The organism is Vibrio sp. Vb0888 (assembly GCF_033338835.1).
GTDB classification, from domain to species: Bacteria; Pseudomonadota; Gammaproteobacteria; order Enterobacterales; family Vibrionaceae; genus Vibrio; species Vibrio alginolyticus.
Genome location: NZ_JAWOTL010000003.1, coordinates 309,342 through 332,139, shown reverse-complemented (window position 1 = coordinate 332,139; position 22,798 = coordinate 309,342). Strand labels below are relative to the sequence as shown.

At 42.7% G+C, this 22,798-nt stretch carries 13 protein-coding genes; 10 read left to right on the top strand and 3 right to left on the bottom strand.

Annotated elements, in window-relative coordinates; genetic code table 11:
• Positions 1-109: 109 nt before the first annotated feature.
• From R7P72_RS07480 to R7P72_RS07470, 3 genes are read right to left on the bottom strand one after another with little or no spacing between them, the layout of a single operon-like run.
• Entirely contained in the window at positions 110-2,758 is a 2,649-nt protein-coding gene (locus R7P72_RS07480) for an MlaD family protein (protein WP_017821870.1), read from the bottom strand.
• Complete coding sequence (locus R7P72_RS07475) at positions 2,751-4,001, bottom strand: paraquat-inducible protein A (RefSeq protein ID WP_017821871.1); 1,251 nt, start codon at positions 3,999-4,001, stop codon at positions 2,751-2,753. Before R7P72_RS07475 ends, R7P72_RS07480 begins: the two co-directional genes overlap by 8 nt.
• 24 nt (positions 4,002-4,025) lie before the next feature.
• A complete protein-coding gene (locus R7P72_RS07470) occupies positions 4,026-5,822 on the bottom strand; it encodes an ABC transporter ATP-binding protein (RefSeq protein ID WP_021033889.1) in 1,797 nt (598 codons plus the stop codon).
• Positions 5,823-5,914: 92 nt separating this feature from the next.
• Between R7P72_RS07470 and R7P72_RS07465 the strand changes: the two genes are divergently transcribed.
• From R7P72_RS07465 to rlmKL, 10 genes are all read left to right on the top strand, one after another.
• A complete protein-coding gene (locus R7P72_RS07465; RefSeq protein ID WP_005377433.1) occupies positions 5,915-6,388 on the top strand; it encodes a GAF domain-containing protein in 474 nt (157 codons plus the stop codon).
• A gap of 97 nt (positions 6,389-6,485) precedes the next feature.
• Positions 6,486-7,112, top strand: a complete 627-nt coding sequence (proQ, locus tag R7P72_RS07460; protein WP_005377435.1) for an RNA chaperone ProQ — start codon at positions 6,486-6,488, stop codon at positions 7,110-7,112.
• 17 nt (positions 7,113-7,129) lie between these two features.
• Positions 7,130-9,136, top strand: coding sequence for a carboxy terminal-processing peptidase (gene prc / locus R7P72_RS07455; RefSeq protein WP_005377437.1), 2,007 nt, complete (start codon positions 7,130-7,132; stop codon positions 9,134-9,136).
• Between the two features lie 194 nt (positions 9,137-9,330).
• The gene (locus R7P72_RS07450) at positions 9,331-9,996 is read left to right on the top strand and encodes a hypothetical protein (RefSeq protein WP_005377438.1); all 666 of its coding nucleotides are present in this window, start codon (positions 9,331-9,333) and stop codon (positions 9,994-9,996) included.
• 226 nt (positions 9,997-10,222) lie between these two features.
• On the top strand, positions 10,223-12,829 hold the full coding sequence (gene pepN, locus R7P72_RS07445; RefSeq protein ID WP_005377439.1) for an aminopeptidase N: 2,607 nt from the start codon (positions 10,223-10,225) through the stop codon (positions 12,827-12,829).
• Positions 12,830-12,894: 65 nt separating this feature from the next.
• Positions 12,895-13,113 (top strand): DUF2835 domain-containing protein, encoded by a 219-nt coding sequence (locus tag R7P72_RS07440; protein WP_005377440.1) that lies wholly within the window; start codon positions 12,895-12,897, stop codon positions 13,111-13,113.
• Between the two features lie 201 nt (positions 13,114-13,314).
• Positions 13,315-18,156: an NAD-glutamate dehydrogenase gene (locus R7P72_RS07435; RefSeq protein WP_005377441.1), complete on the top strand. Its 4,842-nt coding sequence runs from the start codon at positions 13,315-13,317 to the stop codon at positions 18,154-18,156.
• A 311-nt stretch (positions 18,157-18,467) separates the two neighbouring features.
• Complete coding sequence (pyrD, locus tag R7P72_RS07430; protein WP_213907255.1) at positions 18,468-19,478, top strand: quinone-dependent dihydroorotate dehydrogenase; 1,011 nt, start codon at positions 18,468-18,470, stop codon at positions 19,476-19,478.
• A 168-nt stretch (positions 19,479-19,646) separates the two neighbouring features.
• Positions 19,647-20,189 carry a cell division protein ZapC gene (locus R7P72_RS07425; RefSeq protein WP_005377444.1) on the top strand — a complete coding sequence of 181 codons (543 nt, stop codon included), beginning with the start codon at positions 19,647-19,649 and terminating at the stop codon, positions 20,187-20,189.
• A gap of 487 nt (positions 20,190-20,676) precedes the next feature.
• On the top strand, positions 20,677-22,797 hold the full coding sequence (gene rlmKL / locus R7P72_RS07420; protein WP_005377445.1) for a bifunctional 23S rRNA (guanine(2069)-N(7))-methyltransferase RlmK/23S rRNA (guanine(2445)-N(2))-methyltransferase RlmL: 2,121 nt from the start codon (positions 20,677-20,679) through the stop codon (positions 22,795-22,797).
• Position 22,798 lies beyond the last annotated feature (1 nt).

Genomic DNA, 22,798 nt, shown 5'->3' with positions numbered 1-22,798 from the left:
AAAGCGAAGCAGAAACGAATAGTGACAAGGGCCGAGCGATAAAAAAGAGCAGCGATTGCTGCTCTTTTAAAGTGATCAAACTTCAATTTTACGTGAATTGAGCTTTATTCTACGGCTTCGGAATTGCTGTACGCCATTGAGTCCAACCTTCTTCAGCTTGTGGATACAAAAAGAAAGATTGCCCACTCTTTGCCGCTGGTGGAATAGTCGATTGCTCTGGCGTTGAAAACGCAATTCCTCCGCGAACTAAACTATCAAAGGTTCCCGCTTTGATGTTAGCGCCGGTAAGCCCGATGGAAACATCTACTCCTGAAACATTCCAGAACACACTGTTTTGACGAACGAGGTAAGCATATTCAGGCTGTATTTTGATAGTCGTGAGGATGCGATCAGCAAATTCTCCTAGGCTTACGTCGGTCACTTGGCCAACTTCCATCTGGCGGTAAAGAATAGGGGTACCGACTTGTACTGAGCCTCTCTGTTCACTTTGTAACGTAAACATGATTCCATGCACGCGTTCTGAACTATTTTCTAATTGAAAATCAAATTTAGCTTTACCTTTACCTGGCTCAACACTGATGGATTTCGAAACCAACGCCCCGAGGTTTTTAACGCCACCTAAACCAATTTCTGGTTCAGTTAGCCAAAAATGTGAGCCTTCAACTGCAATGTTTTCTACGTATTCAGGTAGGATCCTTGCAGTGACTTCAACCATGTTACGACGAAAATTCGGTACAACCAGAGTGATTTCACCAACTTTAACACCTTGATATTCAATCGGCATTCCTTTAGCAATCTCTTGCGAACCGTCGGTTTCTAAAGCAATGACGCGCCCAAACTTGCGAGCGGTTTTTTGATCAGAATACAGCTTCCAGTTTTCTCCGATTTTGTTTTCAACGCCTGGTACGGAGTCAAAAGCGATGCCACCTTCGATTAACGATTTTAAAGGGTGCGCTTTCACACTGACTCCGGCTAATGATGCATCTATCTCAATCCCTGAACGATTCCAAAAAACGGTTTGTGGCGTTACAAGATAAGCGAAGCGGTTTTCGATAGTAGCCTTAATTAGTACTCCGCCATCAACTAGCTGGAAATCGGAGACGTTACCAACTGGAAGATTACGATAGAGTAGAGGGCTGCCTTTGGAAATCGGCGGCAATTCAGAAGCAAATAGTGTTAGAGCCCTAGAGCCACTTTGATTGTACTGCGCCAATTCAGCCAATGATTCATTTTGGAACAGTTGATACTCTTTTTGAATATCCTGCTTGCCTTCGCTCACAAAACTAATTGACCCGGTTAACAACTGCTTTGCTGGAGGAACGGTAACGCTGAGCCCGGATTCAGTTAACTCTGCTGATGCACTGCCGGTTACATAAAAACGATTGTTTGATTTGATCAGATGTTTGTATTCATGGTCAATCAATACATCCATAAATACTTCGTGTTGTGATTTTTTATCTTCCTTAACTAGGCCCACTTTGATGATTGAACCAACAACGATGCCTTTATAAAGTACATTGGCACCGCTATCTAGGCCAAACGAATTGTCGGACACCAACCGAATCGCGATGGACTTTTCTTGCTGTTGGTTAAACACGTTTTTACGAATGGCAGTAAAGCGGCGAGAGCGTTCACCCGCGCCCGGCACGATCGTTAAGAAGTTCCCTCGCACTAAATTAGCAATGTTTTCTACACCAGAGAGGGACACTTTTGCTTCTTCTAAGACAAATCGAGTACCTGTCGTCAGCATGTCACTAAAAGCGGGTTGAATTGCCGCTGACGCCAATATCACTTCTCGGCCTTCGGAAAGGCTCAAGTCCGTAACTTGGCCAATTTCGATTCCGCGATACATAATTGGAGCGCCTTCTCCGCTGATCTTGCTGTCATCAGGTAGGACGATTTTAACCGCGATGCCTCGACCAGCAGTTTTCAAATCTTTATACAAACGGAACTCGGTGTTCTCTTCTACAGGCTCACCATCATCCGGAGAGTCGACGGCGATGGCGCCACCTAGTAAGGCACTCATGCTTTCTAGTCTTACATCGACACCTTCAAAACCGATGCTGGCACCAATTCCACTGACGTTCCAGAATCGACTGCGGTTGTTAATGATATGTCGGTATTGATCCTGAATGTTGGCCTGAATAGTGATAGATTTTGCATCTTCATCTAGCTGGTAACTGTACACTTCACCGATTGGGATTTTCTTATAAACAATTTGAGAGCCAACCGATACACCACCTAAATCACGGCTTTTGAGCTTAATATTCAAACCTTGAGAAACGCGTAAATCTGTTGGAGCAGAGTCTAACGCATGGAATGTTGTCTCAAACTCTTGACCATCTCCGGGTTGAATCGAGATGTAGTTACCTGAGACGAGCGCATCCAGTCCGGAAACTCCCGTTAGGCTAGCTGTTGGTTTTACTAACCAAAAGCGTGTTTTATCGTTCAGTAACTTTGCAGCTTCAGGATAGATATCAGCATCGACATAAATACTGCCGAGATCTTCGGTGAGGTTAATGTCTCTTACCATGCCGACTTCTAATCCTTGGTAACGGATAGTGGTTCGGCCGGCGACAAGACCAGCGGCATCAGAAAAATAGATTTGCACTCGTTGTCCTGCATCGTGTATCGACTTCACAACAAGCCAGCCAGCTAAGACCATGGTCAAAATTGGCAACAGCCAAAGAGGAGATATGCCTTTACTCCGCTTTACATCTGGTACGTATGACGTTTGAGAACTGTTCTGATCACTCATTCATTGACTCTTTTTCTGATTGTTTTGGGTTTGTTTGGTCCCAGATTAGCCTTGGATCAATACTTTCTGCTGCAAGCATGGTCAACACTACGACAACACCAAATGCTACGGCGCCATATCCTGGTGTGAAATCCAGTATCTGACCACGATCGACTAACGTCATCATGATAGAAATAACAAACAAATCCATCACAGACCATTTACCGATCCATTTAACAACAAAGTAAACCATCATTCGTTGTCTCTTAAACACCGAACGTTTGAATTGGATGCAAAGCATGATGTAGGCGAGCCCAAGTATTTTAATCACCGGGACAACGATACTCGCAACAAAAATGATCGCAGCGATTCCATACATGCCGCTTTTTACCAAACCAGCCACGCCTGAAAAAATAGTGTCCTCCAAACGCTTACCATTGGTAAGCAAGATGGAAATAGGGATCAGGTTAGCAGGGAAGATGGCGACCGTTGCTGCGATGAGGTAAGCCCATGTTTTCTGAATGGAGTTTGGCTTGCGATGATATAACTCGTGATGACAACGCTGGCAATGGTCACCTTCAGGCTGGGACAAGTGGCATTCATGGCAATGCACATCTTTATGCTCAAAAGCATATAAACTTTCTGGTTTCCAAGCTTCCCAATAACGACGCACGCTGATTCTTGAAACTAACAAAACGGTAAATATCTGCAAAAGAACCAGACCAATTAACCCTGGACCGACGAAAATGTCGGAATAATCTTGGAGTTTAAAACAGGAAATGGCGATGCTAACTAAGAACACATCCAACATAACCCAATGCTTCAAATGTTGAATTAGCCACAGTGAGATACGAAGCCCACGGAACCATCGTTGATGTAAAGAAATATGCGCCGTTACCACTGAAACACAAACCGTCAGTGGCGCTAGAGAGCTACAAAATAGAATGAGCAATGAAAGAAGAACAAATCCTTCTTCCATCAATGTGATCATCCCTGAAGGCAGGGTTGCCGGAATCATCACACCAAAGAGTCGGATGCTAATAAAGTTAAAAAAGTGCGATGGAATAAATAGTAGGATACAGGTTATCGCGACGGCTAGATTACCAGAGAGGCTAGGGCTACCTCCGCGATATAATTGTGTACCACAACGAGGGCAGTGTGCATTTTTGCCATGGGGTAAGTCGACGATGTCGACAGGCAATTCACAACCTTGGCACAGACGTACGTTATTGGGTTGCATGGCGTGCTTAGACAGAGAGGTCATAACGACCTCTCTAGCTTGAACGATTTAAGCGTGGGACTGTATGCCCCCATATAAGGTTTGATATAAGCCTTCTTGCTCAACTAACTCACCATGAGTACCTGTTTGCGTCACTTTCCCATCTTCAAGCACGTAGATCAAATCGGCTTGTTTAACAGCGGATAGTCGGTGCGCAACGATTAATGTTGTTCTACCACGTAAGAACTCGGTCAGTGCTTTGTGTAAAGCCGCTTCAGTAGCGGTATCTAGCGCAGACGTGGCTTCGTCTAAAATAACAAATTGAGGATTACTCAGCACCATTCTAGCAATGGCAAGCCGTTGTCGTTGACCTCCTGACAAACGAATGCCATTACGACCAACTTGAGTATCCAAGCCGTGGTTCAGTTGAGAAATAACATCTTGCAGCTGAGCCACTTCAAGCGCACGCCAAAGTGACATTTCGTCAAAATCCCCACCAAGCGTTAGATTATGCCTCAAGGTGTCGTTAAATAGTATAGGTTGCTGTAATACCACGGCAATTTTGTCGCGAATTACTTCAAAACCAATATCTTCTGTTAATTCATCATTAAAGCGAATGCTACCGGAGTTTTGACGGTAAACCCCAATGAGTAATTGTATCAAGGTTGACTTACCACCGCCGCTTGCGCCAACTAACGCCACTTTCTTTCCTGCCGGCATATGTAAAGAAAGATTATCTAGGACTTTGTTTTCATTATTGTAAGAGAAATTAATGTTTTCTACTTTAACGTCAACTTCTCTACCTTCTTTGAAAGGATTTACCTTAGGAACCGGTCTCTGCTCTTCTTCTAACTCTAATAAGTCGTTGATGCGTTTTAATGCGGCTTTAGCGCTGTACCAAGAAAACTGAATCCCAAGCAACTCTTGAACAGGAGAAAGCATGAACCATAGGTAACCAAAAACGGCAAATATTTGGCCAATAGTAAGGTCACTGAACATGACCATTAACATTGCGACAGCTCTGAATAATTCAAAGCCGATCAAAAAGAGAAGAAAAGAAACGCGACCAGCCGCTTCAGATTGCCAAGCATACTTGTCTGCATCAACGCGAACTTGGTTCGCACTGTCTTTGAGTTGTTGGAGGAATTCTCGCTCTTTATTGGCTGCGCGTAGTTGGTAGATTCCATCTAATGTTTCAACCAAACGGTTTTGGAAAATTTCAAAAGAATGATTTTCCTTCCGTTTCAGATGTTTAACCATACTGCCTAGTTTACGTGAGAAGTAAATGACAATAGGGTTAACTAACAGGATAAACAGACCAAGTCGCCAATCGAGCCAAAGTAGAACGATAGCAGTACCAATAACAGTCAGAAAACTGATAACGAATTTTGCTAACGTAGAACCAATAAATTTATCAATGGTCTCAATGTCAGTGATAAGGTGTGCGTTGATTCCTCCGCTACCTTTGGTTTCGTATTGTCGGATGCTGATACGGCCGAGTTTGTCGATCATTTTACTGCGCATCTCAAACGTGATGGTTTTTGAAACAAGCGTAAATTGTCGGCTTTGAAGGATATTTAATCCTTGGCTCGCAGCTCGCATAAGAACAACCAAGAACAGGGTGAAGAAAATATAGCCTGTCGGAGTGTGCCACGCTTCAGGGAGAATGGCATTCATGGCGTCTAAGCCTTTTGCAGGTTGGTCCAATAAGACCTCATCAACCATCAAAGGCATGAGGAGGGGAATTGGAACACTAATCAAGGTTGCAAGCACCGCTATCAAGTTCGCTATGATCAGCTTGGACTTGTGCTTTTTTACTTGTGTTATCAACCAAGAACGGCTAATAGTGTCATTTTTCAGAAGCATTGTAATTGAGAATAAGTCCTATTATAAAGTAGGGCTGCATTTTAGCGCCATACATTGAGAATGGAAGCTTTTATAGTAAGTAGGAAGTTAATATGAACTTAGAACAATACCAAAGACTAACCAAACAAGCTGTTGCTCTAATTGAGTCTGAACCAGACTTTATTGCGAACCTAGCAAACTTGAGCTCATTGCTTTTCATGGAACTTGACGATCTTAACTGGGCAGGCTTTTACCTAACAAAAGGTGAAGAGCTTGTTCTTGGTCCGTTCCAAGGAAAACCAGCTTGTGTTCGTATCCCAATGGGTCGAGGCGTCTGCGGTACTGCTGCACAAACTAATACTATACAAAGAGTATACGACGTTCACGAATTTGAGGGGCATATTGCGTGCGATGCAGCGAGCAATTCAGAAATTGTGATTCCATTTTCTATTAATGGAAAGGTGGTTGGTGTACTTGATATTGATAGTCCAAGTATTGGCCGATTTAATGAAACAGACGAAGAAGGTCTCACTCATTTCATGGTTGAAGTAGAAAAGCTGCTTAATTCACACGCGAACGACGCATAAATTAGCCTTCGAGTGTGGTTTTTCCTTGGCATGTCACTATAATACGAGAATATTTTTTCTTAATGCTCGCGGAAATCCGCTCAAATCAGGACCCCTCATGACTGAAAAGTTAAAAAACAGCAAAGAAGTTATTGCATATATTGCTGAATGTTTCCCTAAGTGCTTTACTTTAGAAGGTGAAGCAAAACCTCTGAAAATTGGTATTTTTCAAGATCTTGCGGAACGTCTAAATGAAGACGAAAAAGTAAGCAAAACACAGCTTCGTGCAGCGTTAAGACAGTACACTTCATCATGGCGTTACCTACATGGTGTAAAACCAGGTGCAGTACGTGTAGACCTAGATGGCAACCCTTGTGGTGAGCTAGAAGAAGAGCACGTTGAACACGCGAAAGCGACACTTGCAGAAAGCAAGGCGAAAGTTCAGGCTCGTCGTAAAGAACAAGCACAAAAAGCTCGTGAAGAGGGTAAGGCGAAAGCGAAACCTGCGGCTAAAAAGCCTCAACAGCCTCGTCGTACTAATAAACCAAAAGTACAAAAACCAACTAAGCCTGTAGAAACGCGCGCTCTAAATGCTGATGAAATCACAGTAGGTAACGCAGTTAACGTGAACATGGGCAAAGGAAACATGGCAGCGACCATTGTTGAAATCAATAAGGATGATGTACGTGTTCAACTTGCTAACGGCCTACAAATGGTTGTGAAAGCGGAGCACTTGCGCGCATAAAGGAGATACTCCTACGCATGAATTGCCGTTCAAAAGTGACCCTGATTGCTGCTAGCTTATGGCTAGCAGCATCAGCTCAGGCTCTTGAAGCCAAACTACATAAAGATGACCTGCCGGTTCTTTCTCCTGAAGTTCAGCATGAAACAGCTAGCAAACGAGTCACCTCGCGATTTACCCGCTCTCATTATAAGCACTTCAGCCTCAATGATGATTTCTCTAAAGCGATCTTTGAACGCTATGTAGAGTTGCTTGATTACAATAGAAATATTTTCACTCAAGCAGACATCGACTCATTTAAAAATTGGTCAGTCGAGCTTGATGATCAGCTTAAATCGGGCAACAACCAAATTGCTTTTGATGTTTACAACCTCTCAATGCAGAAGCGTTTCGATCGTTTTGCTTATGCGTTAACTCTACTCGATGAAGAGATCAAGTTTGATACCGATGACGAGATAGAGTTAGACCGCTCTGACGCCGCATGGCCAAAAGACGAAGCAGAGCTCAACGAGTTGTGGCGCAAGCGTGTGAAATATGACGCGTTAAATCTGAAACTGACTGGCAAAGAGTGGCCAGAGATTAAAGAAGTTTTAGAGAAGCGTTATAACAACGCGATGAAGCGCATCACACAGACCAACAATGAAGACGCATTTCAGTTGTATATGAATGCCTTCGCGCGACAGGTTGACCCTCATACAAGCTACCTTTCTCCACGTAATGCCGAGCAATTCCAATCGGAAATGAACCTTTCTCTAGAAGGCATCGGCGCCGTTTTGCAAATGACAGACGATTACACAGTAATTCGTTCACTTGTTGTTGGCGGTCCGGCGTCGAAGAGTAAGCAACTTGGTGAAGGGGACCGAATCACTGGTGTTGGACAAGACGGTGAAGAAATTGTCGACGTGATCGGTTGGCGTCTGGATGATGTTGTTCAGTTAATCAAAGGCCCTAAAGGCACAAAGGTTAATCTACAGATCTTGCCAGAAGGTAACGATGCGAAGAGTTACATTGTCACAATTGTTCGTGACAAAGTTCGCTTAGAAGATCGTGCGGTTAAGTCAGAAATCATCAAAAAAGACGGTAAGAAGATTGGTATTTTAGAAGTACCAAGTTTCTACGTCGGCTTATCGAAAGACACCGATAAATTACTAGCTGAGTTGAAAACCAAAAACGTTGACGGCGTAATCGTTGATCTACGTAACAATGGTGGTGGTGCGCTAACAGAAGCGACGGCATTGACAGGTTTATTCATTAAAGAAGGTCCTGTAGTTCAAGTTCGTGACAGCTATGGCCGCATCAAGGTGAATGCCGATACCGATGGAAAAGTGAGTTATGATGGCCCATTGACGGTATTGATTAACCGCTACAGTGCTTCAGCATCTGAAATTTTTGCAGCGGCAATGCAAGATTATAATCGTGCAATCATCTTAGGTGAAAACTCTTTCGGTAAAGGTACAGTTCAGCAACATCGTTCACTGAATCATATTTACGATCTTTTCGATAAAGAGCTAGGTTATGTTCAGTACACGATTCAGAAGTTTTATCGTATTGACGGTGGAAGTACGCAAAATCGTGGTGTTGCACCAGATATTTCGTACCCAACGCCAATTGAGGCTTCTGAAACAGGTGAAAGTGTTGAAGACAATGCTTTACCTTGGGATCAGATTGATAAAGCACAATATCAAACGTTTCCAAGTAACGACGCCTTAGTTGAAAAACTTACTGCTCTTCATAACAAGCGTATTTCTGATGAAATGGAGTTCCGCTTTATCAATGAAGACATCGAGAAATATCGTAAAGAAAAAGACGATAATACTTTGTCTTTGAACGAAAAAGTTCGTAAAGCTGAATCGGATAAAGCGGAAGCCCTTCGATTACAACGCATAAATGAACGTCAAGTTGCTTTGGGTAAAAAAGCATTCAAAACATTGGATGACATACCAAAAGATTACGAGGCTCCTGATGTTTATTTAGATGAGTCTGTCGCGATTATGGTCGATCTACTTAAGCAGGAAAATCAGTCATAATAACTGGCAATTTAGAATAAAAAGAGTGAGTCTTTCAGATTCACTCTTTTTTTATGCCTTTTTGTCTCCCGCTGTCTCGATATCGAGCAAGATATTCGCTTATTTTCCCCCAATAATTTACGTGATCTACATCTAAAATTTCGCGAAAGTGAGGACTACTGGCTAAGCTAAAAGAAAACGATAAGGATGCCGATATGAAGTGGTTCTTTATTTTACTTAGCTTTTGCTGCTTTAGTGTGTTTGGTGGAGAAAACACCAGAGAAGATGAATTAAGTCACTTTGACACGCCGTTTCTCATCGGAGACTGGTATTTGATGAACCCAAACCCCGAAGAGTCGGCTGAAAACTTTCGTGCGATCAAACTCTCATTAGGTTCTGACTACAGCTTTTCTATTGATATTCAAAAGAAAGACTATTCCGTTGACCATTGGGAAGGGCTGTATAACGCAAATGAAGACACCATCGTTCTTGGTTTAAACACCGACGAGCCTCAAATTTATGCCTATCGCAACAACCATAACACGCTTGATCTTAATGGTGTAACATTCACTAAGGGATTATCCAATTCACTTGCAGGTATTTGGTCTAGCTCTCACGTATCTGGCGACGGTCTTGTGGCAAACAACATTAATCAGATGGATTTGATACTTCAACCTGATTTCGTGTTCATGTTTAGGGTTTCGAACGAAGAAGGGGATGAGTCCATCAAACAAGGTGTGTTTTACACAGAAGATGAGTTTTTGGTTCTGTTGTATGAAAATGGCGAGCATGGAACCACGTATAAGCTCAACAAGAATGAGCTAACGATCGAAGATTCCAATGGTGATATGTACGCCGTACTCAATAGAGTTACGCCATGATGCCTTTAACATGCGCCAAATTACGCGTGCGTACGGTAAGTCATTAATGTTGTTTAAATGTTAATCAAAAAACGGAGCTAGAGCACTAAAAGCTCCGTTTTTTGATGGAAAGACTTGTATTCTGATACCACAACCCCTACAAATAGCTTATATAGTGATACCAGAACTGCATTTTTGATCATGCAGTCTGGTATTTTTGTTGTTCGACATACAAGGATTTATGCTCATGTCTCAAGCTCCCCAGGCCAAATATCGTAAAGATTATAAAGAGCCATCTCATGCGATTACTGATATCGATCTTACTTTTGATCTATATGACAATGACACAATCGTTACGGCGGTATCAAAAGTTGCTCAAAAAGGCGATACAACAACGCTAGAACTCGATGGCGAAGGACTTGAGCTACACGCTGTAAAAGTAAATGGTGAGGATTGGGCTCATCACGAGGTGAAGGAGTCATCGCTGGTACTGACCGATCTTCCATCCGAGTTTGAACTTGAAATCGTCACCAAAATTGATCCTGAAGCGAATACAGCACTCGAAGGTTTGTACAAATCAGGCGGCGCATTTTGTACTCAGTGTGAGGCTGAGGGCTTCCGCCGTATCACGTACTATCTAGACCGTCCGGATGTTCTAGCAAAATACACAACAAAAGTGATCGCAGATAAAGCGGCTTACCCATATTTGCTGAGCAATGGTAACCGAATTGCAGAAGGTGATGCAGAGAACGGTCGTCATTGGGTTCAATGGCAGGATCCGCATCCAAAACCAGCTTACTTGTTCGCCCTTGTTGCAGGCGACTTTGATGTATTGCGTGACAAATATACAACGATGTCAGGTCGCAGTGTTGATTTAGAAATCTTTGTTGATAAAGGTAACTTAGATCGTGCAGGTCATGCGATGACATCTTTGATCAACTCGATGAAGTGGGATGAGGAACGCTTTGGCCTGGAATACGATCTGGATATTTATATGATCGTTGCTGTTGATTTCTTCAACATGGGTGCAATGGAAAACAAAGGCTTGAACATTTTTAACTCAAAATATGTTCTGGCGAACGATCAAACTGCGACAGATCGTGACTATTTAGGTATCGAAGCTGTGATCGGTCATGAGTACTTCCACAACTGGACTGGCAACCGTGTCACTTGTCGTGACTGGTTCCAACTAAGTCTAAAAGAAGGCTTAACCGTATTCCGTGACCAAGAATTCTCCTCTGACTTAGGCTCTCGTGCTGATAACCGTATTGATAACGTACGTATTATTCGTGGTCCTCAATTTGCGGAAGATGCAAGCCCAATGTCTCACCCGATTCGTCCTGACAAAGTCATTGAGATGAATAACTTCTACACGCTAACGGTCTATGAAAAGGGCAGCGAAGTTATTCGTATGTACCATACACTCCTTGGCGAAGAGGGCTTCCAAAAAGGAATGAAACTTTATTTTGAACGTCACGATGGTACCGCCGCGACGTGTGAAGACTTTGTTTCTGCAATGGAAGATGCCAGCGGTGTTGATTTAAAACAGTTCCGTCTGTGGTACGGCCAATCGGGTACACCAACGCTGCGCGTAAATAGCGAATACAACGCTGATGCAAAAACTTACGCACTAACGGTAGAGCAATTTACGGAGCCGACGCAAGACCAAGCAGAAAAACAAGCGCTGCATATTCCGTTCGATATCGAGTTGTATGATTCGAAAGGTCGAGTTATCCCATTGATGAGTAACGGTGAATCTGTTCATAACGTGCTGGATATTAAACAAGATAAGCAAACGTTCGTATTTGAAAATGTCGAAGAACAGCCAGTGCCATCTTTGTTGCGTGAATTCTCGGCACCAGTCAAATTAGAATACGATTACAGCGATGACGAGTTAGTCTTCTTGATGAAGCACGCAACGAACGATTTTGCTCGATGGGACGCTAGCCAAATGCTATTGGCTAAATACATTCGTCAGAATGTGAAAAACGTTCAAGCGGGACAAGAAGTATCGCTTTCTGAAGGTGTGATAGATGCTTTCCGCGGTGTGCTGTTGGATGAAACGCTTGAGCCAGCTTTCATTGCTCAAGTTTTCTCTATGCCTTCAATCAATGAGATTACTGGTTGGTACCAGCAAATTGATATCGATGCCGTAGACAAAGTGCTAAACAGCATTACAGTGTCACTTTCTAAGGAATTAGAAGATGAGCTAAGTGCGACTTATCACACGCTTAAGCAAGCAGAGTATACGATCGACCATGCTGCTATTGGCAAGCGTGCTTTACGTAACCGTTGCCTACAGTACCTAGCACATACGGCAAAAGGTAATGATTTAGTCAATGCGCAGTACGCATCTGCAAATAACATGACAGATACGATTGCTGCGATGAGTGCTGCAAATAACGCTCAGCTTGAGTGTCGTGAAGCACTTATGGCTGATTATAGCGATAAATGGAAGCACGATGGTTTGGTTATGGATAAGTGGTTTGCACTTCAAGGTAGCAATCCTGCAGAGGATGCTCTTGAAAAAGTAAAAGCAACCATGAACCACGAAGCATTTAGTTTGAAAAATCCGAACCGTACGCGCAGCTTAATTGGCTCGTTCTTAAGTGCGAACCCTGTACGTTTCCATGATACATCCGGCGTAGGTTACCAATTTGCCGGTGAAATTCTTCGCCAACTAAATGATTCGAACCCACAAGTAGCTTCTCGAATGATTGATCCTTTGCTTAAGTTCCGTAAATACGATGAAGCTCGCCAAGCAATGATTCGTGCAGAACTTGAAAAGCTCAAAGCAATGGATAATCTTGCTAAAGATCTATTCGAAAAAGTGACTAAAGCACTAGACGAATAGTAAACAACACAATAGGGTGGTCATTAAGACCACCTTATTTGTTTATGTCACTTAGTTTTCACTTCATGAACTATTACTACTTCAATCTCAACATTTCATATCAAACGTTTTTATCTCATTACTCTGGTGCGGCAAGTGTTGTTCAAGTTGTCACACACAACGGTTTGCGTTTGCAGTTACCCGCCGCGAGATTTAGACCATTTCTTAGTCAATTGGGCGTTAGAGGCCAGTTTAGACTAACAACTGACCAAAATAATAAGTTTCTTAAGTTAGAAACTCTGTGATGTATTGTATTTGCAGAGAGTTAAATAGGAATCTTAGTCACAGAATCGGACATTTCACCTCTTACCACTACGATTAGTTGTTAAACATTTGTAATTATGCTTTTACAATGGGCACATGCATTACCTATGCTTAGTTTCTAAGGTAACAACCTAGCTACTAAGTCCCCCTACAAAACAACAATTCTAATGTGGAGTGTGAATATGACCGCGCGTGAAAATGTAGTGCCGGTTCTGCTTGAAAAGGTTTACCAACTGATTCAAGACAAACTCGAGCTTTCTCACCAAACGCTTGTAACTAAACTTGCTCAACACTTATTCAGTAACATTGCTGATGATGATCTAATTCAGCGAAACGAATCCGACCTTTATGGTGCTGTCGTTAGCCTTTGGCACCATATCAATGAAAAAAAACCAGAAGAGATTTCGGTTCGAGTATTTAACCCGACCGTAAGTCGTCAAGGCTGGCAATCCACACACACAATCGTAGAAATTGTTGTTCCAGATAGTCCATTCTTAGTGGACTCAGTCAAAATGGCTTTAGCACGTTTGGATCTTGTTTGTCACCTAATGTTGAATAACCCAACACAGATTCAGCGTGATAAAAAAGGCCAAGTTACAGACGTAAACGGTGAGGGTGGTGTTCTTCAATCACTTTTCCACATAGAGGTAGACCGCCTTACTAGTAAAGACGAGATGCAAGCGCTTAAAGAAGAGCTGTTAAGAATTCTATCTGATACTCGCTTAGTCGTTGATGACTGGAAGCAGATGGTTGATAAGCTTAAGTTTGTTACTGATGAACTTGAGAAAAATAAAGATCGTGTTTCTATCCAAACTGATCGTATGGATGAAACGATCGCATTTCTTCGTTGGCTAGAAGATCATAACTTTACCTTTATGGGTTATAAAGATTATGACTTAAAAGAGGTCAATGGTGATACCGAACTTGTTCCTGCTAAAGAAAAAGGACTAGGTCTGTTTGCTGATGACAAGCGCGTGCGTAGCGTCAAGCTCTCTGAATTATCAGATTCAGCGCGATTAGAAGCGAAAAAACCATACGCTCTGATCATCACCAAAGGTAACAAAGCATCTCGTATCCACCGTCCAGCTTATACTGATTACATCGGTATTAAGAAGTTTGATGAAAACGGTAAAGTAATAGGTGAGCATCGCTTTACTGGTTTATATACCTCCGCCGTTTACAACCAAGCGGTACAAAGTATTCCTCTGATCCGTGAAAAAGTTGACCGTATCCTTGAAGCAAGTGGATACCGTCACGGATCATACTCATACAAAGCATTGCACAATATCTTAGAAAACTACCCACGCGACGAGTTGCTTCAAGCTAATGAAGAAGAGCTGCTTGAGGTGGGAATGGGTGTTGTACAAATGCAAGATCGTGACTTGCTGCGTTTGTTTGTTCGTAAAGACCCATTTGGTCGTTTCTTCAGTTGCATGGTTTATGTCACTAAAGATCGTTACAACACAGAATTGCGTCGTCAAACTCAACGCATTCTTAAGCAGTACTTTGGTTGCGAGCAAGAGGTTGAATTTACAACGTACTTCTCAGAAAGCCCACTAGCGAGAACACATTACATTGTTCGTGTAGACAATAACAACATTGACGTAGACGTGAAAAAGATCGAGCAAAATCTAATGGAAGTTTCTACCTCTTGGGATGACAGACTAAAAGAATCCATCATTGCTAACTTTGGTGAAAGCAAAGGCCTTCCTCTTTCAAAAGAATATATGAGTGCGTTCCCTCGCTCATACAAAGAGGACATGATGCCAGGTTCTGCGGTTGCAGATATCGAGCGCTTAGAAGCGTTAAGTGATGATAATAAACTTGGCATGTTGTTCTACCGACCTCAAGAAGAGGGTGCAGATTCCAAAGCTGTCCGCTTAAAGTTATACCATCGCGATGAACCAATTCACCTTTCTGACGTAATGCCGATGTTGGAAAACCTTGGTTTGCGTGTGATTGGCGAATCGCCATATGAGATCGAGAAAAACAACGGGCAGACTTTCTGGATCCTTGACTTCTCTATGCTGCATAAGAGCGAGAAAACCGTTGACCTTCGTGAAGCTCGTGATCGTTTCCAACAAGCATTTGCTGCCATTTGGGCGGGTAATCTTGAAAGTGATGGTTTCAACCGATTGTTATTAGGTGCGTCGTTATCTGGCCGTGAGATTTCCATTCTTCGTGCTTACGCACGATACATGCGCCAAGTCGGCTTCCCATTCAGTCAGCAGTACATCGAAGACACGCTAAGCCACTACCCAGACTTAGCGACAGGTCTAGTCAAGCTGTTCACCAAGCGATTTGATCCGAAACACAAAGGCAGCGAGAAAGGCCAAAACGATCTAATTAAAAAGCTAACAGAGCAGTTGGATCGTGTAGAGAGCTTGGATGATGATCGTATTATTCGTCGTTATATTGAAATGATCATGGCGACGCTTCGTACCAACTACTACCAAGTAGACGAGAATAAGCAGCCTAAGCCTTGGTTATCTTTGAAAATGAAGCCAAGCGATATTCCTGAGATTCCGCAGCCTGTACCTGCATTCGAGATCTTTGTTTACGCACCAGATATTGAAGGTGTTCACCTTCGTGGTGGAAAAGTGGCTCGTGGTGGTTTGCGTTGGTCAGATCGTCAAGAAGACTTCCGTACGGAGATTCTTGGCTTAGTAAAAGCGCAACAGGTTAAGAACACTGTAATTGTACCAGTGGGTGCAAAAGGCGGCTTCGTTTGTAAACGCCAGCCATCTCTCACCACTCGTGATGAAATTTTTGCGGAAGGTCAGCGTTGTTACAAACGCTTTATCCGTGCACTGCTAGATGTGTCAGATAACATCATTGAAGGAGAGGTGGTACCACCACAAAACGTTGTTCGTCACGATGAAGATGACCCATATCTAGTAGTGGCTGCCGATAAAGGCACAGCAACCTTCTCAGATTTGGCAAACTCTGTTTCTGCAGAATACAACTTCTGGCTAGGTGACGCATTCGCTTCAGGTGGTTCAAACGGTTACGATCACAAAGCAATGGGAATCACCGCAAAAGGTGGTTGGGAATCTGTTAAACGTCACTTCCGTGAAATGGGCATCAACTGTCAGACCACTGATTTTACTGCAATCGGTGTAGGTGATATGGCAGGTGACGTGTTCGGTAACGGTATGCTGTTATCGAAGCATATTCGATTGCAAGCTGCGTTTAACCACATGCACATCTTTATTGATCCAAATCCAGATTCAGCCAGCAGCTGGGAAGAGCGTAACCGCTTGTTTAATTTGCCAAGATCAAGCTGGGAAGATTACAACAAAGACTTGATCTCTCAAGGTGGTGGCATCTTCTCTCGTCGATCAAAATCGATCCAGTTGACGCCAGAAATTCAGAAAATGTTAGGTACTAAGAAAGCATCTTTAGCGCCTAACGATCTGATAAAGATGATCTTGAAAATGAAAGTCGATCTGCTTTGGAATGGTGGTATCGGCACTTACGTTAAATCATCGACAGAAACTCATACAGATGTTGGCGACCGTGCTAACGACATGCTGCGCATTGACGGCCGTGACTTAAGAGCCAAAGTGGTTGGCGAAGGTGGTAACTTGGGTATGACTCAGCTTGGTCGTATCGAATACGCACTAACTGGCGGTCGAGTGAACACGGACTTCGTTGATAACGTAGGTGGCGTTGACTGTTCGGATAATGAAGTCAACATCAAGATCTTCCTCAATGGACTGGTTTCAAATGGCGATCTTACGGTTAAGCAACGTAACCAAATTCTAGAGTCTATGGAAGACGAAGTGGGTGAAATTGTCTTGGATGATGCTTACCGTCAGTCGGAGTCGATCTCTGTTACTGAACAGCAAGGTGTTGGCATTGTTAAGGAGCAAATTCGATTCATCCACACTATGGAGAAAGCAGGGTACTTGGACCGTGCTCTCGAATACATTCCTGATGATGAAACGCTAATCGAGCGTGAAAAACAGGGACTAGGTCTGACTCGCCCTGAGCTATCAGTGTTAGTTGCCTACGGTAAAATGGTACTTAAACAGCAACTTGTTACGGATGAAATCGCAAATGATGAATTCCATGCAAAACAACTTGTTGAATATTTCCCAAGTGCGTTACGACGTAACTATAAAGATCAAATGGTTAATCACCCACTGCGAGCTGAAATTATCGCTACAGCATTGGCTAACCAGATGGTTAACGAAATGGGCTGTAACTTCGTTACTCGTTTGCAAGAAGAAACTGGTGCAAGTGTTGTCGATATTGCCAACGCTTACAGTGCGGCTAGAGAAATCTTTGATTTAGAAGAAATCCTCAAGCAAACTCGCAAACTTGATAACGTTGCGACAGCGCAAGCTCAATACGAAATTATGTTTTACGTGCGCCGAGCACTGCGTCGAATTGCACGCTGGTTGCTTCGTAACCGTAGCGGCAAATGCACGGTCGGTGAGTTGATTGCTATCTACAAGCAAGATGTCAATGTTATCACTGAAACCCTAGACACTATGTTAGTTGAGTCTGAAGTTGAAGAACACAATGAGTTGGCTCAAGGTTGGATAGAGAAAGGGGTTGAAGAGAAACTCGCTCACCAAGTTGCCCGCTTATCAAGCTTACAATCTGCACTGGATATTTCATCAGTAGCAAGTGAAACAGGTAAAACGGTTGAGCAAGCATCGAAACTCTACTTTAACTTGGGTGACCGTTTATCGTTGCATTGGTTCTTGAAGCAAATTAATAGCCAAGCCGTTGATAACAACTGGCAAGCACTTGCAAGAGCGGCATTCCGTGAAGATCTGGACTGGCAACAACGTCAACTTACCGCTCAGGTACTGACTTGTGGCTGCTCAACCGAAGAGCTTGACGTGATGGCTGCGTTAGAAGATTGGATTGAAACTAACGAACAATCGTTGCACCGCTGGGAGAGTATCTTAAACGAGTTCAAAGTTGGCTCAGTACACGAATTTGCTAAGTTCTCTGTAGCACTTCGAGAGCTAGTACTTTTAAACCTCAACTGCTCATCGAAAGAGTAGTGGAATAATCAAGTCATAAGTAAAAGCCTCGTTATTTAACGGGGCTTTTTATTATCTATTATTCACATTTGGAACGAAAATAGTTACATTGTCACATTGAATTGAAATTAAAACAGAGTGAAATCGATTGCTTTTAAGCGGTTAGTTACGATTTTTATCGCAGAAACTTGATTGTAATTGTTTGTTTTATATTTAAAAATCTTATAAAGATATAGGTTTTTACTTATTACGTTCATTTTCATTGAATTACGATGAAAAACGGTAAATAATATTGTCCCGTTTATACGGGGCTTTTTTCTTTCGGAGGCACAATGCTTTACCGTCTAGCCAGAACTGGCTTTTTCCAACTCGATGCCGAGAAGGCACATGATCTTGCAATCAAGAACTTCCAACGCTTTAACGGCACACCACTTGATCTCTTTTACCGCCAACAGTTACCAACTCGTCCAGTTGAGTGTATGGGTCTAACATTCCGTAACCCTGTTGGTCTTGCGGCTGGTTTAGATAAAAACGGCGAATGTATTGAAGCATTTGATGCCATGGGCTTTGGCTTTGTCGAAGTCGGCACTGTAACGCCACGACCACAACCAGGTAATGATAAACCACGCTTATTCCGTTTAGTGGAAGCAGAAGGGATCATCAACCGCATGGGCTTTAATAACCTAGGCGTTGATAATTTGATCGAGAATGTTAAACGAGCAAAATTCAATTGTGTTCTCGGAATTAATATCGGTAAAAATAAAGATACGCCAATTGAGAAAGGGGCAGAGGACTACCTGATTTGTATGGAAAAAGTGTATGAGTATGCTGGCTATATTGCAGTAAACATCTCATCGCCAAACACTCCAGGTCTTCGTTCACTTCAATATGGTGAAGCGCTTGATGAACTGCTTTCCGAATTAAAAGCGAAACAAGCGGAGTTATCAGAGAAGTACAACAAGTATGTCCCGTTAGCATTAAAGATTGCGCCAGATTTAAGTGACGATGAAATCTGCCAAATCTGCGATTCTTTATTGAAAAACAATATAGATGGTGTGATCGCGACTAACACAACTTTGGATCGCACGATCGTAGAAGGGATGAGACACGCCAATGAGGCAGGTGGCTTGAGTGGTCGCCCTGTGCAATCACGCTCTACGGAGGTCGTACGTAAGCTTCATGAAGAGCTTGGAGACAAACTTCCAATTATCGGTGTTGGTGGTGTAGATTCCTATGTTGCAGCCAAAGAAAAGATCATGGCAGGCGCTAAACTTGTTCAAGTCTACACTGGCTTTATTTACCACGGCCCAGGTCTCGTAAGTGATATTGTTAAGAATCTTTAACATATACATCAAAAACTACTGAAAAATCAGTACCTGTTACATAAAAAAGAGGACTTTGTTTCCTCTTTTTTTTTATCCGTTCGTTTGTAGAATTTAAAAATCACGAGTAGGTAATTAAGCGTCTTACCTCTTTACCACTGATTTAACTAGTCAAGAGAGAACGGAATAATGCTTAAACCCAGCGACAAATGGAATTGGTATTTTGACGAGCAAAAAGCTTGCTTAATGCTGGATCTGGGGGAGGAAATGATTTTCCAAACCAATCTATCCCGAAAATTGTTGGTTAACTGTGCCTTCTCAAACAGTGAATTTACCGTTGATGACGCCAGCGCATTTCAAACGTTTAATGAGCGCATTCGCTGTCTCGATATCAGTGAATATCGCCAAGCTGAATTAACACTGTATTGTGTTGCTGCAAAGCGTTTTCATAAACCTGTACAGCCTAAGAGCTGGTTCTTCGATGCACAGTCCTCTGATTATGAACCTCAAGAAGGGGACATGGTCTTTCTCACAAATCAATATTCTGATGGTATGTTCATCGTTCTAGAACCAGGCGAAACATCGAGCTTATGTGCTTATGTTAACCAAGAAGCCTTTGTTCTTGATGGCAATAAGGCGCTTCAATTTGGGCAGCCGATTAAAGTAATGCATGATCGCATGGCTTGTGCAAATCACCTCTTTGCAATGACCCCTATGGCAATGGTGGGTTAAAGCTGTTTAATTTTTCTTTATTTCGTTCCTTTGTTTGCCTTAATCGACCTTGTTGGGTCGATTTTTTTTTGTCCTTTCCTCTGACACTCCAATCCGAAAGACCATGAAACTGTTTGTTTTCTATGCATGCAAACATGAAGCTGGTCACTTTTATTTTACTTATTTCAATTTGATTACTCCTTTAATTAGGCAACCTAGCGCCTAAAACAACCCTATTTATTCCCCTATAAAGGGCATTTGTAAGTAATTTACATCAACCAATCACGACTGGTATATACCAAAATGCATGTAAATAAGTATTCACTTCTTCTAAAGGAAACAAAATACGTTCATGAATGAAAAACATTCAAACTAAAGATGTTGAAAGTTTTAGATCATTTGAGTGGTGATGATTTGAACTAACGGGTGGGAAAATACCTTTAAAAACGAGGCATTGATCGTAAAGTCAGGTATAATTGAAGCCATTTTTTATCAGCGAAAGAACACTATGAATCAATATCTCGCGGTAACTTCAAATGGCATGGAAAATTTGCTTGTTGAAGAACTGACTAAACTAGGCATTGAAAATGCGAAACCAGTACAGGCAGGCGTAAAATTTAAAGCGACAAACGAACAGGTTTATCGCTGTTGTTTGTGGAGCCGTTTAGCGTCTCGATTTGTACGTGTTTTATCTGAGTTCACGTGTAACAACGACATGGACTTGTATCTATCCACTTCCACTATTAACTGGGTTAACCAATTTCATAGCTCTAAACGCTTTGTTGTGGACTTTAACGGCACAAACCGTGAGATTAGAAATAGCCAATACGGAGCTATGAAGGTCAAAGATGGCATCGTAGATTGCTTTGAGAATAAAGGCTTGCCACGTCCTAATATCAGCAAAGAACGCCCAGATATTCGTATTCACGTTCGTTTGCATAAAGATAAAGCGTTGCTTGGGATAGACATGGTAGGTAGTGGTCTTCATCAGCGTGGTTATCGACCAGAATCGGGTCGTGCGCCATTACGTGAAACGCTTGCTTCTGCGATTATCATGCGTTGTGGCTGGGATGGGCATCAACCATTACTCGATCCAATGTGTGGTTCTGGTACTTTGCTTATTGAAGCGGCAATGATGGCAGCCAACATGGCACCTGGCGTTAAGCGCAAACAATGGGGCTTCGAAGTTTTGGAAGACTTTGAACCGGAGACCTGGGCTGAGATTAAATCAGAGGCTAATGTTCAAGCTAGACGGGGTGTCAAGAAAGTTGACGCTAAGTTTTTTGGATTCGATAACGACCCCAAAGTATTAAAAGTCGCTCAAGAAAACGCCCGCAGAGCAGGTGTTGAAGAGTTGATTGAGTTTGCGCAAGGTGATGCTGCAACTATTACTCGTCCCGCAGGATTTGAACACGGTGTTATCGTTTCAAACCCACCTTACGGTGAGCGTCTAGGAACTGAGCCGGGGCTGATTGCGCTCTATACCGCATTCGGTGGACAGCTAAAATCTGAGTTTGGCGGATGTAAAGCATCTATCTTCTCTAGCTCGGACGAGCTCTTGAGTTGCCTTCGTATGCGCGCTGATAAACAGTTTAAATTGAACAACGGTGCGTTACCGTGTCACCAAAAGAACTACAGCATTGCCGAGCGCAGCGCTGATGAAGTTAAAGGTGCAGATACTAACGTTCAAATCGCACCAGACTTCTCAAACCGTTTGAAGAAAAACATTGGCAAGATTGGCAAGTGGGCTCGTAAAGAGAAACTAGACTGCTATCGTATCTACGATGCAGACCTTCCAGAATACAACGTAGCGATCGACGTGTACGGCGATCAAATTGTGATTCAAGAGTACGCAGCACCTAAGAACATCCCTGAAGAAAAAGCCAAGCGTCGTCTAACGGACATTATCCGTGCGACGATTCAGGTGACCGGTGTTGAAGCGAACAAAGTTGTACTGAAAGTTCGTGAGAAGCAGAAAGGTCGAAGCCAGTACCAAAAATTAGGTCAGGTATCAGAGACGCTCGAAGTAAACGAGTACGGTGTGAAGCTGATCGTGAACCTTCATGACTACCTAGACACAGGCCTGTTCTTGGATCATAAGATCACTCGTCGTCGTCTTGGCGAAATGGCACAGGGTAAAGATTTCCTTAACTTGTTTGCTTACACTGGTAGTGCAACAGTGCACGCTGCAGTTGGTGGTGCTCGGTCCACTACAACTGTCGATATGTCAAACACCTACTTGAATTGGGCGAAAGACAATATGCAGCTTAATGGCTGTGTAGGGCGCCAACATAAATATGAACAAGCGGACTGTTTGCAATGGCTAGAAAACGCAAAAGGTGAATACGACTTGATCTTTATTGACCCACCTACGTTCTCTAACTCTAAGCGTATGGAAACATCATTCGATGTACAACGTGACCACATTAAGCTAATGAAGAACCTCAAACGCTTACTGAGAAGTGAAGGCACAATCGTATTTTCAAATAACAAACGTCATTTCAAGATGGATGAAGAATCACTCGCTGAATTGGGTTTGAAGGTTCAGAATATTTCTTCTCAAACGTTACCATTAGATTTTGCGCGTAATAAACAGATTCATAACTGTTGGCTAGTAACGCACGCGTAGT

Excerpts from the sequence above, each read along its gene's own strand:
- R7P72_RS07480 (WP_017821870.1), bottom strand. The coding sequence starts at position 2,758 with ATGAGTGATCAGAACAGTTCTCAAACGTCATACGTACCAGATGTAAAG.
- R7P72_RS07475 (WP_017821871.1), bottom strand. The coding sequence starts at position 4,001 with ATGACCTCTCTGTCTAAGCACGCCATGCAACCCAATAACGTACGTCTG.
- R7P72_RS07470 (WP_021033889.1), bottom strand. The coding sequence starts at position 5,822 with ATGCTTCTGAAAAATGACACTATTAGCCGTTCTTGGTTGATAACACAA.
- R7P72_RS07465 (WP_005377433.1), top strand. The coding sequence starts at position 5,915 with ATGAACTTAGAACAATACCAAAGACTAACCAAACAAGCTGTTGCTCTA.
- proQ (WP_005377435.1), top strand. The coding sequence starts at position 6,486 with ATGACTGAAAAGTTAAAAAACAGCAAAGAAGTTATTGCATATATTGCT.
- prc (WP_005377437.1), top strand. The coding sequence starts at position 7,130 with ATGAATTGCCGTTCAAAAGTGACCCTGATTGCTGCTAGCTTATGGCTA.
- R7P72_RS07450 (WP_005377438.1), top strand. The coding sequence starts at position 9,331 with ATGAAGTGGTTCTTTATTTTACTTAGCTTTTGCTGCTTTAGTGTGTTT.
- pepN (WP_005377439.1), top strand. The coding sequence starts at position 10,223 with ATGTCTCAAGCTCCCCAGGCCAAATATCGTAAAGATTATAAAGAGCCA.
- R7P72_RS07440 (WP_005377440.1), top strand. The coding sequence starts at position 12,895 with ATGAACTATTACTACTTCAATCTCAACATTTCATATCAAACGTTTTTA.
- R7P72_RS07435 (WP_005377441.1), top strand. The coding sequence starts at position 13,315 with ATGACCGCGCGTGAAAATGTAGTGCCGGTTCTGCTTGAAAAGGTTTAC.
- pyrD (WP_213907255.1), top strand. The coding sequence starts at position 18,468 with ATGCTTTACCGTCTAGCCAGAACTGGCTTTTTCCAACTCGATGCCGAG.
- R7P72_RS07425 (WP_005377444.1), top strand. The coding sequence starts at position 19,647 with ATGCTTAAACCCAGCGACAAATGGAATTGGTATTTTGACGAGCAAAAA.
- rlmKL (WP_005377445.1), top strand. The coding sequence starts at position 20,677 with ATGAATCAATATCTCGCGGTAACTTCAAATGGCATGGAAAATTTGCTT.